The sequence below is a fragment of the Companilactobacillus sp. HBUAS56275 genome (genome assembly GCF_036913655.1).
Taxonomy (GTDB): domain Bacteria; phylum Bacillota; class Bacilli; order Lactobacillales; family Lactobacillaceae; genus Companilactobacillus; species Companilactobacillus pullicola.
In genome coordinates this window covers 38,929-53,720 of the sequence record NZ_JAYKKK010000007.1, presented here as the reverse complement: position 1 = coordinate 53,720, position 14,792 = coordinate 38,929, and the positions used below count along the sequence as shown (strand labels likewise).

The following is a 14,792-nucleotide window of genomic DNA, read 5'->3' as shown; positions in this document are numbered from 1 at the left end:
AACTACTAGCTTCTGTCTTAGACAGCTCATTATCGATAAGATTTGATTATCAAAGAAATGAGGTGCTGGTTATGAATGTTAAAGAAAGAAGCTATTCAATTGGAAAAGGCTTTTTATTAATGGTTTGGTTTTATTTCTTGTATCAAGTGTCGGCAATTCCTATGGTGATTCCTACGCTTAAAACTATAAAAGAACTATGGATCAAGATTATCCTATTCGTTTTAGGAATTGTGCTGTCATATTTATTAATGAAATATATTTGGGATTATTTTGCAGGGGATTTCCATCCGGATGTGGAATTTCTGCCTTCTTTCGACAGAAAACATAAGGTCGTTATCTATATAATTTTGGCGATACTACTTCTAGTATTGGTAGGTTGGAGTTCATATGTGGTTCCTACTTCTGACAATCAATCAGAAATTATTGATATGTTTGGGAAAGGTAAGTGGAGTACTATTGTGTCGGTAGTTGCTTTAGGGCCGGTAATTGAGGAGTTGATTTTTCGTGGTGCTTTGCAAAAACTATTCTTTAGACGAATTGAAACTAAGTGGCAGATGGGATTATATATTATAATCTCAACGGCATTATTTACTTGGATTCATGGAACACCTTTTAACGCTCAGATGATTCCTTATCTAGTTATGGGTGTCATATTCTCATCATCATACGTTTTATTGGGTGATATTAAATATGATATTTCTTTACATGTACTGAATAATTTAATTTCTATTATTATGATGTCTGTATAGAAATTGATTTGTAACCATGGCATAACGATAATATTGTAATTGCAACCCCAAGTTTCTGTTCAGCGTGTGTGACTTAAGATAAGCTGTTAATTATCAAATGGGGTGGTTTTATGAAAATAAGTAGACAATTACAAAATCAACGTAAGCAACACAACATGTCACAAGAGGACTTAGCAAATAAGCTGAATATTTCACGTCAGGCAATTTCTAAGTGGGAAAACGGAACTTCGTTACCTAGCTTTATTAATGTGATCGCGATAAGCGAGTTATTCGATCTTTCTTTGGATGAACTCATCAAAGATGATCCTGAGCTGATCAGTAAATTTGAACATGAAAAAATTGGTTTAACTAAAGTAGAAACTATTGTCACAGTTGGCTTTGTCTTGGCTTTTGTAATTTTAGGGGTATTCTACTTTTATGGAATCACTTCACATGAAATGACGGATTGGATTTCATTATTTGAGTTGGTCGTTGGGATTGGCCTTTTAACTAATATCAAATGGAAAGTATTTAATAAATCACTTAATAAACGGGCCGTTATTTTTGGTATATTACTGCTAGCTCTATTCCTAATCCCTCAAATTATGCATGCTGTTCCTGAAATCATTCGAGGTATAGATCAGGGTATTGCGTATGGAAATTAATAACGAATGCGTAACGATAAAATTTGTAAAGAGGGTCGACTTTAAGTCGATTCTTTTTGTATATTTAGGTGACTTAGTAAGTGCAACCTCTAGGTTCTCGTCTAATTAAGTTATTGCATCTAAAATTGTGACTAAATAAAGGGGGACGCCAAAATGAAAATTGGTGATCAATTACAACAACAGCGTAAGCTACATCATATGTCACAGAATGAGTTGGCGAATAAACTTCATTTGACCAGACAGTCGATTTCAAAATGGGAAAATGGAACAACACTGCCGAGCTTTGCCAATGTTATTGCCATTAGTGAATTATTTGGTGTCTCTTTGGATGAACTGATTAAAGGAGATGTTGCACTGATGGATAAATTTAAGGATGATGGAAAAATCAAGTTAACGAAGCTTGAAACAATTGTGATTGTAGGATTTCTACTAACCATGATTGTTCTAGTTTCAATTTATATAATTGGAATTTCTATGAGCAATGTAATTGATTGGATGTCAGGATTTTCTTTAATATTTTTTATTCTTTTTGCTGTAAATATTAATCGAAGAAAATTCAATGCAAGTCTCAATAAGAAAGCTGTGATCTTTGGGATTTTACTATTAGTTTCAATCTTAGTGCCATTTATTATGAGTATTTTTAGTGGATTTGTAGAAGAAATGATAAGAATACAATGATTTCCCAAATAAAAATACCCTCTCAAATTTTGAGAGGGTATTTTAATCTTCTGAATTGAAATCTATCATAGGTAGGGTCATGGCCGGAAAACCACTTGCAGCGGTCATCATTGAGACTAGCGGCCGTAAATAAGATAGTAAGATCGTAGCAGCGTCTGTTTGTAAAATTTGTAAGGCGTCAACATTAGATATTTCATCATCGACTTTAAAATATGAAGATATTTTAGCAGAAATTTTATAAGGTACTTCATCTCGATTGAGATTAATAAAGAGGCTCAAATAGACGGGTACAGCTGAGTCCCAATCTATTTCTAGTTCTGGAGGCATTTCGACCATTGTTTTGATGTCTAGTTGTTCGAGACCATCAATGATATCGAACTGCTCATTAACTTTAAGGTCGAATTCTGAAACGATGGGATCATCAAATTGTAAGTATCGATCAATTTTATTCATGGTTGTCCTCCTCATACTTTTGTGTAAGTTTAGCATGTTCCGGAAGAAAGTAATATTTATCAGCTATTTCATTAAAAAATCGACCTCTAATGGGTCGATTTTTTTAAGCAGTTTGTTTTTGAATTTCCTTTTCACCGAGAATTTCATTGAGAACTCGATCTGCAACGATACCAATTTGACCGGCATTACGATTCTTAGGGCAATCTTCTTCATAATAGTTGGTAGATTCTTTCATAACGACGATACGGTCAGCCATACGTGCAGCTTCATCGACGTCGTGGGTAACAAGGATAGTTGTAAGATGTTGTTTCTGACAAACATCTAAGATTAGATCTTGCATCTTTCTTCTAGTTAAAGCATCCAACGCACCAAGGGGTTCATCTAATAATAAAACCTTTGGGTTAGTCATCAGGGCTCTGGCTAGAGCAATTCGTTGTTTTTGACCACCAGATAATTGATTAGGAAAATGGTCGGCATAATCGCCTAATTCGACGAGATCCAATAGTTCTTTGGCATGTGCTTTAGTATTTTTATCTTTTGAACCAAATGATAAATTGTCTAAAACATTCATCCAGGGAAGTAATCTATCTTCTTGGAACATCATTCTCATAATGGAACGGGAATTGTCTTCACCAACGTTGATGGAACCACTAGTTGGTTTTTCTAGGCCGGCAATTAAGCGGAGTAAGGTACTTTTACCACCACCACTCATACCAACTAAAGCGATGAATTCTCCTTGATTAATATTGAGGTTCACATTTTCCAAAGCAGTTAGATCTTGATACATTTTATTAACATTTTTAATTTCAATCATTGAATTTTTATTCATTAAACGTTACTCCTTCCAGTTTTTTGCCAATCAAGTAGTAAACTTTCAAAACTCTTTGCGACTAAGTCAGAAATTTTACCCAAGATGGCGTAGACGACGATACATAAAATAACAGTTTCCATATCCATGAAGTCTTCAGCATTATTAGCCATATATCCGATACCAGAACTGGCTGAGATGGTTTCAGCGACGATTAAAGTAGTCCACATAACACCTAGAGCGTAGCGGATACCGACGAGAATTTGTGGTAAGGCAGCTGGAAAAATAATTTTGAAGAACATTTGACTTTTGGATAATTCATACGATTTTCCCATTTCGATCAAATCCGGATCAACCGAGCTGATACCGTGGAAAGTATTGATATAGACAGGGAACATGGTTCCGATAGCGACTAAAGAGATCTTGGCCGATTCATTAATACCAAGCCATAAAATAATTAATGGAATAAGTGCTAAATGGGGAATATTACGGAACATTTGAATAGAGGAGTCGAATAGTAGTCGACAAGTTTTGGACATTCCGTTAATAAATCCAAGGATAAAACCAATTCCACCACCGATCAGAAGTCCTACGGTAGCTCGGTAAAGACTGATACTAAGGTTTTTAGGTAATTCGCCACTTTGAGTTAGTTTGATTCCGTCTTGGAGTACTGCTAAAGGCGATGGCAAAACGGAACTAGACAACCAACCTAGAGAGGAACTGACTTGCCAAAAAAGAATCAGGATAATTGGCAAGAGAAATGGTAATAGTTTAGTCACGGGAAGGCTTAATTTTCGTTTCTTCCTCGCGATGGTAAGAGTATTCTGCATTATCTAGGCCTCCTTTAATTGTTGAGTCACTTCTTGAGCTAGAAGTGTGCGTTGAATTTTTCCAGTAGCATTCTTTGGTAATTGACTACTAAAGATATACTTCGTTGGACGTTCAACAGGTAATAACTGCTCATTTGCTAATTCATTCAACAATGCAAGTTGGTGTCGATGATCTTGACTGATTTCAGTAGGAACAATAACGGCGGTGACAGTCTCACCATAAATTTTGTCAGGAACGCCAATTACAGCCATTTCGCGAACAAATTTCAAAACGTTGAGGCAATCCTCAACAGCCAGTGGATTAACATTTTCACCACCGCGGATGATCATTTCTTTACTACGACCAGAAATCTGTAGGTAACCATTCTCATCAAGAGAACCCAAGTCTCCGGTCAAGAGCCAACCATCATGAAAAGCTTCAGGTTGTGGATCGAGGTAGTGTGTAATAACACTTTCACCTTTGATAGCAATTTCTCCAATTTCATTTGATCCTAGTTCTTGATAATTCTCGTCTAAAATTTTTAGTTCAGTTCCAACAGGTAAACCGACACTATTTTGAAGTGGTTCATCTAATGGATTTTGAGCGATCTGACTAGCAGCTTCGGTCATACCGTAACTTTCGATCAAAGGAACACTGAAGCGACGGTTAAACTCTTCGTGGGTGCTTGGTAGTAAGGGAGCCGAAGCCGTTCTGAGAAATCTTAAATTGTTAGCAGCTGGCTGTTCGTCGCGTTGTAAAAGAATGGCAACGATTGCTGGAGTGAGTGAAATCCAACTTACCTTTTCACTACTGACTTCTTTCCAAAAGAGATGGGCACTGAACTTGGGACGGAAAAGCAGTTGTCCGTGGGATAGGCGAGTGGCCAAGTTGGAAATTACTAAGGCGTTGATATGAAACATTGGCATCAGGATAAAAGTACTGTCGTGACTGGTGAGTAACTGACTATCAATTACGTGGAAAGCTCCGGCTAAAAGTTGATGATGTGTTAATCCAACGCGTTTAGGTTTTCCTGTTGTACCGGAAGTATGCATGATAACCGCCAGTTGATCGTCATCGGGAGTTTCGTTTAGATGCGCGATGTGTGCGTTACGGATAAAAATTTGAACTTCTGGTTCATGTAAAGTAGTTAAACGTGGCTGATTAGTAAAAGTATCTTTTAAAATAGACAGTTCTTTAATATTTTCATTAAGGATAATTGCTGAATAATGGTATTGATCTTCCAATTCACTAATTTGAATTTCAGTGGATACAGGATTGATAGGTTGAACGATAGCCCCGATATCCCAAAGACTCTGGATAACGATCGAATAGGAAACGGAATTGGATAAGGCGACTAAGACGATATCGTTATGACCGATACCTTTGTTTTGCCAATAGTTTTTCCAAACACTTTCTTCTAAGTTAAGTTCACTACCTGTGTACCAGTGCTGGCCGGCATCTTGCATCAAAGGACGAGAAGAGCCGGAAATCAATTGTTGTTTTAATCTTTCTGTAAGTTCTGACATAAGTAATACCAAGTCCTTTCACTTGTTTAGTTGTTTGATTGAATAAACATAGTTTACAAGGATGTTGGCTGAGCAACTACTTAGGTTCGATAAGGTTTTTATAAGAAAAACTTAGAAAAGGGAGAGGCCCAAGCAAAGGTGCCCAGCTCACGAGGATTTACATGGTATTTGGAATTGCACACGTAGTGGGCGAGGCCAAATATTAGGTAAACCGGAATGAGTTCCTTTGCTTGGGCCGTTTAAACTGCATGCTTGAGGATAGGGCTGAAAAGGAAGGATTGTGGAAATATGCCACTCTCCACAACAAGCGGGATTGGTCTGGAACGCTGTGGACACAGATTTGAGCCAATTGAAGTTCGCAATTGTCTCAAATACTGGTCTTTTTCTAGGTGGGCAACCCACCAAGAAAAATTTCACGGCTGAGACCAATCCCGCTTGTTGCTCCGAGTTGAATAGTAGTTCTAGTTTAAGGATTTTTTCTGAATTTTGGGAACTTGGAATAGTGGTTTTTAATTTAGGTCAGTTCTTACTTGGGTTCGGAGAGCGCATGCTAATGAAGTAATTGTGATATTTTAATAGGATAGTGCTCCATCGTTCAGAGTTATCAATATTAAAAGGGAACAGAAACGAAGAATAACGAATTAAATAATTTATCACGAGTAAAATAATCAAAGTGTTATTTAGTCCGGAGTAAGAATTGGAAATGCATTCAGCTATGAAATTATTGTTATCGGCTATGCCGATTACAATAAGACCGATCTTGGAGATCCATGATTTCGTGCGAAGAACGAAATTATTAGCTCCAAGTCGTGTCCATAGCGTTCCAATGCATTCCCAATTCTTGCGGAGGACGGCAATCTATAGTGGAAATAAAAAAATCCAACTCCCAAAAGGAATCAGATTTCGTCAAATGTTATTTTAAAAATACTGCCACGAGGTTGATTATTGAGTACTTCGATACTGCCGTTGTTCAACTTAACTAACTGGGAAACAATGGATAAGCCTAAACCACTGCCTTTAATTTCAGTTGAATGAGAAGTATCTACTCGATAGAACCTTTGGAAAATAAGTTTTTTCTGATCATCAGGGATACCCATACCTAAATCGGCGACGGATAACTCTACTTTGTGATCGATGGACTTCAAACTCAAGGTTATCGGTGCATCGTCATCGGAATATTTGTTGGCATTATCTAATAACGCTACGATAATTTGTTTCAAGGTATCGCAATGTCCTGAAATGTGTAGGTCGGGTTCGATTTCTAAATTCATCTTGTGAGGGATGGATGCTTCATAGTGTTGTCCGATTTGTTCAGTTATCTCTGACAAATTCTCATCTTGTAAAATAACCTTTGCTCGGTCGGCTCGGGATAAATGTAAGAGGTTCTCAATTAAATTTTGCATACGCAGCGATTCTTCATCGATAAAGTCGAGTGATTCGGGTATGACTTCGGGATGTTTGTCACCGTGGCGTTTAATTAAATTGATATTGCCTCGTACGGCTGCAATTGGTGTTCGCAATTCGTGTGAGGCATTGGAAACAAAGTCTTTTTCTCGCTGTAGTCGTTCGTTTTGAGCTGTTAGTAAGTCGTTAAAGGCATTACCTAACTCGTGAATTTCTTGAGGACTCTTGGGCACGGTCAAAGTGGGTTGGTCGACTTCGGAGTCTTTGATGGTACTTCGTGTTTCATTAACTAATTGAATTGTGGGGGCACTTAATTTGGCTGCTAATTGTTGCGCCCACCAGGTTCCAAATCCTAAGGTAATGAAGACTACGATACTAATAATGATCAATAATAAAATCATGCTGTTGATCAATTTATTTAAACTTACCCAAATTTGGTAAGTCGTATCTGATTCTTTTTGTGAATAGAACAAGAAGAAGCCATAGCCGTTTACGTAGACGACATTTTTACCGAAGACGCTAAATTTTCTCTGGGCAATGAATTTCTTGGAGGCCGATGAAGTCATGATAACTTGGCCTTCGCGTCCAGATGTGGCAGTGATGGAGGACTTATTAGTTTTAACACGAATAACGGTATTCTGTTTAGAGTGACGGTTATTCTGATTATTCCAATGGATAAAACTTGGGATGTCATCGATGTTAGCTCGGTTTAAACCCATCATTTGTCCCTGAGCTTCATGAACGGTTAGAAGTGATTGTTGCACGCCAACGATAATCAGAATCAAAGCACTGATTGATAAAGTAATAATAATAACTAATTTCTTAATACCATTGCTGATTAACTCTTGATATGTCAACTGTCTATCGTTCATTCCGTCACATCCTCAAGTGAATAGCCGACACCTCTGATAGTTTGAATTAGAGGTTTATTTTTTTTGCCATCAACTTTGTTACGTAAATATCCAACGTACACATCAACGACGTTCTGTTGGCCTAAGAAGTCTTCACCCCAAACGTTATCGAGTAGTTCATCACGAGTAAAGACTTTACCAACGTGTTGTAGGAAGAATAGTAACAGATCATACTCACGTCTAGTTAGTTGGACAATAGCGTTGTCTCTAGTAACTTGGTGTGATTTAGTATTCAAAATTAAATCAGCAATTTGATAAGTTTGATCAGGTTCAGTCAGGTGTTCAGCACGTCTTTGGATGACTCGTACACGAGCTAACAATTCCTCAATTTCAAAAGGTTTAGTAATGTAGTCGTCAGCACCATTATCGAGGCCAGCCACCTTATCTCCGACATAATCACGAGCCGTCATAACGATAACAGGCACCTGATCATGCTTTCTGATACGACGTAAAACTTCCATGCCATCTAATTTAGGCAGCATCCAATCTAATAAAATCAACAGTAAGTCATTTTGATGTTTCTCGTACAGATCCATTGCTTCAACGCCGTCATTAGCGATGACTGTTTTGAAATCCTCAAATTGTAACTCCTTACTAACGTAACTTGAAAGACTACGTTCATCTTCAACAATCAAAATTGTATTTTTCATAACAAATCTCCCAATAATTATTTATTTCATTATAACTACCTTTTATTAAAGAAAGCTAAAAATTCCATTGTGTATGACATATATTTGTTAAATGCCTAGTTATTAGATATTAACGCTAATTATCAAAAAAATCCTAATCCAGATAATTGTATTTAATGTAGTAGGAATTATTATTTTGACAGAAGTAAATAAGGTATTTTTTAAACTAGGAAGTGTTATGATGCGTTCACAAAAAATGGTAGGCAAAATTACTGATCAATTGCCGGTTATCCTAGTCTTAGGTTTCTTTTCATTGTTGACTTCTATTTCCGGATCAAGCACTAATTTAGCTTTACCAAATATATCTAGAGCATTAAAAATAAGCAATGGTCAATCGACTTGGATCATTCAAATTGGTTTGATTGTTGCGACAATAACCTTTGTTTTGTTTGGTCATTTGGGTGACATGATTTCGAAGAATTTTGTATTTACTAATGGTGGCAAAGTTTTCGTTATAGGTTCACTTGTGACTGGACTTTCGATTAATTTTCCAATGATTATGATTGGAAGAACCATTCAAGCTATTGGTGTCGCGATGATTATGGCTAATTCTCTGGGAATTGTTAGTCAGTACTTTCCTGATGAATCACGTGGCGAAGCTCTATCAATGATTGCCATGTTTATTTCAATGGGAGCTATTTCTGGGCCAGCTATCGGTGGGATAATTCTGTCGGTTGCATCTTGGCGCTGGATTTACTTATTTAATGTGCCTTTGGGTATCATAATCATTTTATTTGGTCGTAAATTATTACCAACACCTAAAGTTTCTCTGGAAAAAATGTCATCATTACTGAAACGATTTAATTGGTTGGGGCAAATTATTTTTTCCATTGGCTTAACTTTATTCTTCTTAAGTGGTGCTTATTTTCAAAGCGGGATGAGTTCTTTTATAACAGGACTGATTTTTTTGGTAGTAGGTGGTGTGATTGCGCTATTAGCCTTTTATCAAGATCAGAAGTTTCACGAGTCACTGATTTCGACAGAATTGGTAAAAAACTGGGATTATTTGATATCGATTTTTATCCTATTTTTGGCGATGTTGGTTAACTCAATGTCTAATATCCTGTTACCATTCTACTTACAAAGCTATGGTCGAATTTCACCATTTATTAGTGGTTTATTGTTGATGGGGCAAGCTTTAACTATGCTAGTCGTCACACCAATCGCAGGATATATCACTGACCATTGGAATCGGGTCAATTTAGCGATTATCGGCTTGGCAATTTTGTTAATATCACAGATTGGTTATGCAATGTATCCACGAACGATGAACATGTTTATGATTATTACGCCAATTGTTATTAATGGCATTGGTTTGGGATTATTTTTACCGCCCAATAATACAATTACTATGGGTTCTGTTGATGACAGCTTATCGGGGGTGGCCGGTTCAATCACTTCATTTGCTAGAACTTTAGGTATCACGATGGGTATCAGTATGGCCTCTATTTTATTATTTGTGCAATTACCAAAAGGATAAAATATTACACCAAGTCTGGGTTTATCCTTCTTGAGATCATTCGATCACGTCTTTTATGTAGCAATTGCTATCTCTGCTTTATCATTGATTGTCATGATTTGGAGAAAATTTGCTACTAAGAGAACATAGCGTTCTTTTAGGTTAGTTTGTGTTACACTACAAACTGATCAGTTTGAAAAAGGATGACTTAAATGGAAAAAGCAATTGAAATTCTCAAAAAAAATAATTATAAGGTGACTAAACAGAGAACAGACTTAATTAGTTATCTCAAAAATTTTACAATTCATTACGTTGCTATCAACGATATTGTCAATTACATGCGCAATCTCTATCCTGGTATGAGTAACAATACAATTTATCGCAATCTCAAGGAGTTTGAGAGTATCGGTTTAGTTGAATACCAAGAAAAAAATAAGACGTTGGTTAAGTATCAGTGTGATTTCGAACATCGCCATCATCATCATTTTGTCTGTAAAAACTGTGGTCGGGTGACGGAGTTAAAGGCTTGTCCAATCGAATTCTTTACTGACCAGTTGCCTGGTTATACAGTTGAAGGCCATGCGATTGAGGTTTATGGTTTGTGCGCTGACTGTACTAAGAAGTTGCAACAAAAAGAAGCGTAAAATGATGGGGATGTATTTTGATTCCCGTTTTCCACAAAAAATATGTGGGCCGCTGGAACGTGGTGGACTCGACTTGAAGCTAATAATTTTACACTTCGTGCGAAATCATGGATCTCCAAGTCCGGTCTCCTACTAACCTTGCTTCGCAAGCTAAGTAGAATTTCACCACTGAGGGCCCACATATTTTTTGTTCCAGACTAATGAAGTATTCCATTCACTAAAATAGAAATGGAAATTGATATTTTTTGAAATTTATAAATTTTAATAGATATTAATTTGATTTGTAAGTAAAATAAATCATTCTTATTCTTCCAAAAAAGACGTTCACACTTAATCTATGAAGTGAACGTCTTTTTAATTTGGAAAAATATCTTGAAATGAAATATATTGGATTAAATATTTTATCTCAAACCAAACAATCGAAGTACTTTTTGTGGAGGCCGGCACTTTAAGCACATCAATCTTTAATGATTAAGTTTCCAATTCTTATAGCATAAACCTAAAAAGTAAGCAATTACTTCAAAAGCTGAGATGAAGAAGGTTACGGGCCAATTAGTAATGAAAGCTAGGTATAAGCCTAACCAAACGCCGATTAGAGATAATCCTACTGAAACAGCAATCATTTTTGGTACTGAGTGGACGATATATTTTGCGGTGGCTGCTGGAAGGGTTAAAAGTACGAAGACTAGTAGGGAACCAACAATTTGTGCACCGATGCTGACACTCAAGGCTAGGGTGATCAAGAAAGTTATCGAGAGTAATCTTGTTTTGAGCCCAGCTGCTTGCGCTCCAATGTGGTCAAAGGAGTCAAAGGATAGCGGTTTATAGAAGAAAATAAAGATCACAATCACAAATATAGCTAAGATCATCAGTTGATGAACTTCTTGAGCGCTAATTCCAACGATACTACCGAATAAAATATTAGTGGCGTAACTGCTTGATTCTGAGGATAGGGATAAGAAGAGGATTCCTAAACCAATGAATAACGAGGAAATGGCACTGATAGAGGCCTCACGTCTGGAGGACTCTGCACTCAAACTTCCTACGGCAATTGAACTGACTAAGGTGAAGAGAATCATTCCTGCTAGTGGCGAAATACCAACTAGAATTCCGAATGATGCTCCGGCAAAACCGATTTCTGATAAGGTGTGGGACAGAAAAGACATATTTCGTGAAACTACAAAAACACCAACTAATCCAGCCGTTATAGCGATAAAAGTACTGGCAATAAAAGCTTGTCGCATAAATTCATATTCAAACATAAAAATTATTCCTCCATCTCAAACATATCTTCAGAAACGTCTTGTACATCAATTGGTTCAACGGTCTTATTTTTGAATAGGAGAGCCCGACTGGTGTATTTCTTGGTCAAATCATAATCATGGGTAATGAAAATAACTGTCAGATGATATTTACGGTTCAATTCCTGGACTAGATCCATCAGTTGGTTCTTGACTTCAACGTCCAGACTCGCAGTAGATTCATCGAGAATCAAAGTTTTAGGATCATTTAATAAAGCTTGTGCTAAATAGGCTTTTTGCTTTTCACCACCGGAAACTAATCCTAAAGGTCGATCCTTAATTTCAGTTAATCCAGTTCGTTGAAGAATTGTTTTGATCAACTCATTATTATGCTGACGTTTTTCGGGATTTAAGGTTATCTTTAAATTTAATCTGATAAATTGTTCAATACTCAAAGGGTAATCTGAATCGATATTTCGGAACTGTGGAACGTATCCAATAGTTTGATTGGAAGTTTCAATGTGACCACCAGAAGGCTTTTCTAGTCCAATAATTATTTTAACAAGAGTGGTTTTACCGGAACCATTAGGTCCAACTAGACTGATAAATTCGCCATCATTGACTTGAAAATCAAGATTTTCGAAGACTAGTTGATTACCGAATCTTTTTGATAAATTTTCTACTTTGATCATAGTTATTTCTCGCTTTGTAGTATTTGATTGAGTTGCTTGTATTGCGATAACATCCATTGCTTATAAGTCTTATCTTTAGGTAAAGTTTCTGTGACCTTTAAAATGGGGATGTTATTAGCTTTAGCTTTTTTGACAAAATTATTAATGATCTTACTGTCTGTCTGGGTGTTGAGAACGAAGAAAGAGATCTGTTTATTCTTAATTCCTTCGTTCATTTTCTTGATGTCAGCTGGAGTAGGGTCGGTGCCATTTTCAATCGCTTTTTCAAAAGATTTGTTGGTGACTTTGAAGCCAGTTGCTTTTAATGAGTAATCGAAAACTGGTTCACTAACATAAACGTTTTTATTTTTGGAACTCTGAGATTTTTGACGTAATTTAGTGAGTTCTCTTTGAACAGGCTGCAGGGTGCTGATGTATTTTTGAGCGTTATTTTCAAAATAAGTTTTGTCATCAGGATACTTTTTGGCTAATTCTTTGGCTAAGTATTTAGCATATTTCGGCATTGTTTGTGGTTCGTACCAAATATGAGGATTGTCGCCGATTTTTTTATTCATAACATTTTCACCAATTTTGATGAAAGTACTGTTATCATCTTGATTCAACTTGTTCATCCAAGAATCATAGCCTAAACCGTTGGCAACCGTGATGTCAGCGTTACTAACTTGTTTGGCCACATTGGTAGTGGGCTCGTAGTCGTGAGGATCAATGGCAGGATTATTAATGATGGAAGTAACAGTTCCTTTGTCACCAACTACGGCTTTTGCAACTTCGGCGTAAAAATCAGTGGTAGTCACAATCTTTATTTTTGAACCGCTATCTTTATTAGTGGCTGCTTTACTGGAACAGCCAGATAAAATGAGTAGAAAAATAAGTAGAAAGAAACTTAACAGACGATATCTTTTTAAATGCATTTTAAAACTCCTTAATGATAAATATTACTATTCAATAATAAATTAAGCTCCTCTTAATGTAAATGGTAAAATTTATCATTTACTAAAAATGCCATTGGCTTTAACCTTTTATAGCATAGAAAACATTTGAAACCCAATAAAAAAGCCCGTCAAATTAATAATTAAAATTTGACAGGCTTTATTTATTTTATTCAGAATAACTCTGGATATTCTTGGCTAATTCAATAACACGACTTTTAATATCTTCACGGACATCACGAAAATCATTCATAATATCTGTTTCACTACCAGTGCTTTGGGCAGGATCATTAATAGGCCAATGCAACCAGCGAGATGATTGGGGAATAATACACTTATCACGTGCTTCACCACAAAGGGTTATGACGATGTCAGCATCATTTAAAAAGTCATTGTCGATTAATTTAGATTTTTGTTGGGAAATATCAACTCCATCTTCAGCCATGGTTTTAACAGCACGTTTATTTAAACCATCGACACGAACGCCAGCACTTCTCACGTCCCAATCGGGCAGATACTTCTTGGCATAACCTTCAGCTATTTGACTCCGACAGGAGTTTCCGGAACAAAGAAAATACAATTTTTTATTCATTATTTTTTATTCCTAGTTTAATTTGACATTCAGGACAGAGACCATAAACTTCCATGTGGTTACCAGAAATCATGTATCCAGAAATCTCAGCCGTCTTTTCTTCAAGACCCTTTTCGGTATCGCTGAAACCTGGGTACGTAACGTCTACTATTCGTCCGCAGTTCGTACAAATGGCGTGGTAATGGGGTGTACCGAAGTAATCATAGTGGGTACTTCCATCACCATTTTGCAGTTCCACGACTAAATGGTGGTCAACAAAAGTATTGAGGGTATTATAAATCGTGGATGCACCCATATTGGGTAATTCTTTACCTAAGGCATCACGAATTATTTCAACAGTAGGATGATTATGATGGCTAACTAAGTAAGCCAAAATAATGTGACGTTGGGGAGTAACCCGAAGCTTGTGATCCTTAAGGATTTGTAGTGTTTCTTCCATTACAGCATTACTAGCCATGAGCAATCTTCCTTTCTACTTGAGAATCATTACAAAGTAATTATATTACTAAAGTTCGGATAATGACAATATTTTAAGCTTGATTTATGAAATCGCTTTACTGACA

The 14,792-nt window shown here is 36.6% G+C and carries 15 protein-coding genes and 1 pseudogene; 5 read left to right on the top strand and 11 right to left on the bottom strand.

The window, feature by feature from the left end; all coding sequences use genetic code 11:
• The first annotated feature begins 71 nt into the window (after positions 1 to 71).
• The 3 genes from U8526_RS12035 to U8526_RS12025 all read left to right on the top strand — a co-directional run bounded on the left by U8526_RS12035 (position 72) and on the right by U8526_RS12025 (position 2,071).
• Positions 72 to 749 (top strand): CPBP family intramembrane glutamic endopeptidase, encoded by a 678-nt coding sequence (locus U8526_RS12035; protein ID WP_334342210.1) that lies wholly within the window; start codon positions 72 to 74, stop codon positions 747 to 749.
• A 110-nt stretch (positions 750 to 859) separates the two neighbouring features.
• Entirely contained in the window at positions 860 to 1,393 is a 534-nt protein-coding gene (locus U8526_RS12030) for a helix-turn-helix transcriptional regulator (protein ID WP_334342209.1), read from the top strand.
• Positions 1,394 to 1,546: 153 nt separating this feature from the next.
• Positions 1,547 to 2,071, top strand: a complete 525-nt coding sequence (locus U8526_RS12025) for a helix-turn-helix domain-containing protein (protein ID WP_334342208.1) — start codon at positions 1,547 to 1,549, stop codon at positions 2,069 to 2,071.
• Between the two features lie 42 nt (positions 2,072 to 2,113).
• Here the strand turns inward: U8526_RS12025 and U8526_RS12020 are convergent, their stop codons facing one another.
• The 6 genes from U8526_RS12020 to U8526_RS11995 form a co-directional block, all read right to left on the bottom strand.
• Positions 2,114 to 2,524 (bottom strand): protein-export chaperone SecB, encoded by a 411-nt coding sequence (locus tag U8526_RS12020; protein ID WP_334342207.1) that lies wholly within the window; start codon positions 2,522 to 2,524, stop codon positions 2,114 to 2,116.
• Between the two features lie 103 nt (positions 2,525 to 2,627).
• A complete protein-coding gene (locus U8526_RS12015) occupies positions 2,628 to 3,353 on the bottom strand; it encodes an ABC transporter ATP-binding protein (RefSeq protein ID WP_334342206.1) in 726 nt (241 codons plus the stop codon).
• Entirely contained in the window at positions 3,353 to 4,162 is an 810-nt protein-coding gene (locus U8526_RS12010) for an ABC transporter permease subunit (RefSeq protein ID WP_334342205.1), read from the bottom strand. Before U8526_RS12010 ends, U8526_RS12015 begins: the two co-directional genes overlap by 1 nt.
• A gap of 3 nt (positions 4,163 to 4,165) precedes the next feature.
• Positions 4,166 to 5,668, bottom strand: a complete 1,503-nt coding sequence (locus U8526_RS12005; protein WP_334342204.1) for an AMP-binding protein — start codon at positions 5,666 to 5,668, stop codon at positions 4,166 to 4,168.
• Positions 5,669 to 6,564: 896 nt separating this feature from the next.
• Entirely contained in the window at positions 6,565 to 7,944 is a 1,380-nt protein-coding gene (locus U8526_RS12000) for a sensor histidine kinase (protein ID WP_334342203.1), read from the bottom strand.
• Positions 7,941 to 8,633 (bottom strand): response regulator transcription factor, encoded by a 693-nt coding sequence (locus tag U8526_RS11995; RefSeq protein ID WP_334342202.1) that lies wholly within the window; start codon positions 8,631 to 8,633, stop codon positions 7,941 to 7,943. The genes U8526_RS12000 and U8526_RS11995 overlap by 4 nt, the downstream gene beginning before the upstream one ends.
• A gap of 235 nt (positions 8,634 to 8,868) precedes the next feature.
• Between U8526_RS11995 and U8526_RS11990 the strand changes: the two are divergent.
• Positions 8,869 to 10,281 (top strand): annotated as a pseudogene (locus U8526_RS11990) (MFS transporter).
• Positions 10,282 to 10,343: 62 nt separating this feature from the next.
• The gene (locus U8526_RS11985; RefSeq protein ID WP_334342201.1) at positions 10,344 to 10,775 is read left to right on the top strand and encodes a Fur family transcriptional regulator; all 432 of its coding nucleotides are present in this window, start codon (positions 10,344 to 10,346) and stop codon (positions 10,773 to 10,775) included.
• Positions 10,776 to 11,239: 464 nt separating this feature from the next.
• Here U8526_RS11985 and U8526_RS11980 read toward each other — a convergent pair whose 3' ends face one another.
• The 5 genes from U8526_RS11980 to U8526_RS11960 form a co-directional block, all read right to left on the bottom strand.
• Complete coding sequence (locus U8526_RS11980; RefSeq protein ID WP_334342239.1) at positions 11,240 to 12,043, bottom strand: metal ABC transporter permease; 804 nt, start codon at positions 12,041 to 12,043, stop codon at positions 11,240 to 11,242.
• A complete protein-coding gene (locus U8526_RS11975; RefSeq protein ID WP_334342200.1) occupies positions 12,043 to 12,708 on the bottom strand; it encodes a metal ABC transporter ATP-binding protein in 666 nt (221 codons plus the stop codon). Before U8526_RS11975 ends, U8526_RS11980 begins: the two co-directional genes overlap by 1 nt.
• Positions 12,709 to 12,710: 2 nt before the next feature.
• On the bottom strand, positions 12,711 to 13,619 hold the full coding sequence (locus U8526_RS11970) for a metal ABC transporter solute-binding protein (protein WP_334342199.1): 909 nt from the start codon (positions 13,617 to 13,619) through the stop codon (positions 12,711 to 12,713).
• A 187-nt stretch (positions 13,620 to 13,806) separates the two neighbouring features.
• Positions 13,807 to 14,229, bottom strand: a complete 423-nt coding sequence (gene arsC, locus U8526_RS11965) for an arsenate reductase (thioredoxin) (protein ID WP_334342198.1) — start codon at positions 14,227 to 14,229, stop codon at positions 13,807 to 13,809.
• Positions 14,222 to 14,686, bottom strand: a complete 465-nt coding sequence (locus tag U8526_RS11960) for a Fur family transcriptional regulator (RefSeq protein WP_056953150.1) — start codon at positions 14,684 to 14,686, stop codon at positions 14,222 to 14,224. The genes arsC and U8526_RS11960 overlap by 8 nt, the downstream gene beginning before the upstream one ends.
• Positions 14,687 to 14,792 lie beyond the last annotated feature (106 nt).

Coding starts and splice junctions, on each gene's coding strand:
- U8526_RS12025 (WP_334342208.1), top strand. CDS start 1,547: ATGAAAATTGGTGATCAATTACAACAACAGCGTAAGCTACATCATATG.
- U8526_RS12010 (WP_334342205.1), bottom strand. CDS start 4,162: ATGCAGAATACTCTTACCATCGCGAGGAAGAAACGAAAATTAAGCCTT.
- U8526_RS12020 (WP_334342207.1), bottom strand. CDS start 2,524: ATGAATAAAATTGATCGATACTTACAATTTGATGATCCCATCGTTTCA.
- U8526_RS12030 (WP_334342209.1), top strand. CDS start 860: ATGAAAATAAGTAGACAATTACAAAATCAACGTAAGCAACACAACATG.
- U8526_RS11985 (WP_334342201.1), top strand. CDS start 10,344: ATGGAAAAAGCAATTGAAATTCTCAAAAAAAATAATTATAAGGTGACT.
- U8526_RS12015 (WP_334342206.1), bottom strand. CDS start 3,353: ATGAATAAAAATTCAATGATTGAAATTAAAAATGTTAATAAAATGTAT.
- U8526_RS12035 (WP_334342210.1), top strand. CDS start 72: ATGAATGTTAAAGAAAGAAGCTATTCAATTGGAAAAGGCTTTTTATTA.
- U8526_RS11975 (WP_334342200.1), bottom strand. CDS start 12,708: ATGATCAAAGTAGAAAATTTATCAAAAAGATTCGGTAATCAACTAGTC.
- U8526_RS11960 (WP_056953150.1), bottom strand. CDS start 14,686: ATGGCTAGTAATGCTGTAATGGAAGAAACACTACAAATCCTTAAGGAT.
- U8526_RS11995 (WP_334342202.1), bottom strand. CDS start 8,633: ATGAAAAATACAATTTTGATTGTTGAAGATGAACGTAGTCTTTCAAGT.
- U8526_RS12005 (WP_334342204.1), bottom strand. CDS start 5,668: ATGTCAGAACTTACAGAAAGATTAAAACAACAATTGATTTCCGGCTCT.
- U8526_RS12000 (WP_334342203.1), bottom strand. CDS start 7,944: ATGAACGATAGACAGTTGACATATCAAGAGTTAATCAGCAATGGTATT.
- arsC (WP_334342198.1), bottom strand. CDS start 14,229: ATGAATAAAAAATTGTATTTTCTTTGTTCCGGAAACTCCTGTCGGAGT.
- U8526_RS11970 (WP_334342199.1), bottom strand. CDS start 13,619: ATGCATTTAAAAAGATATCGTCTGTTAAGTTTCTTTCTACTTATTTTT.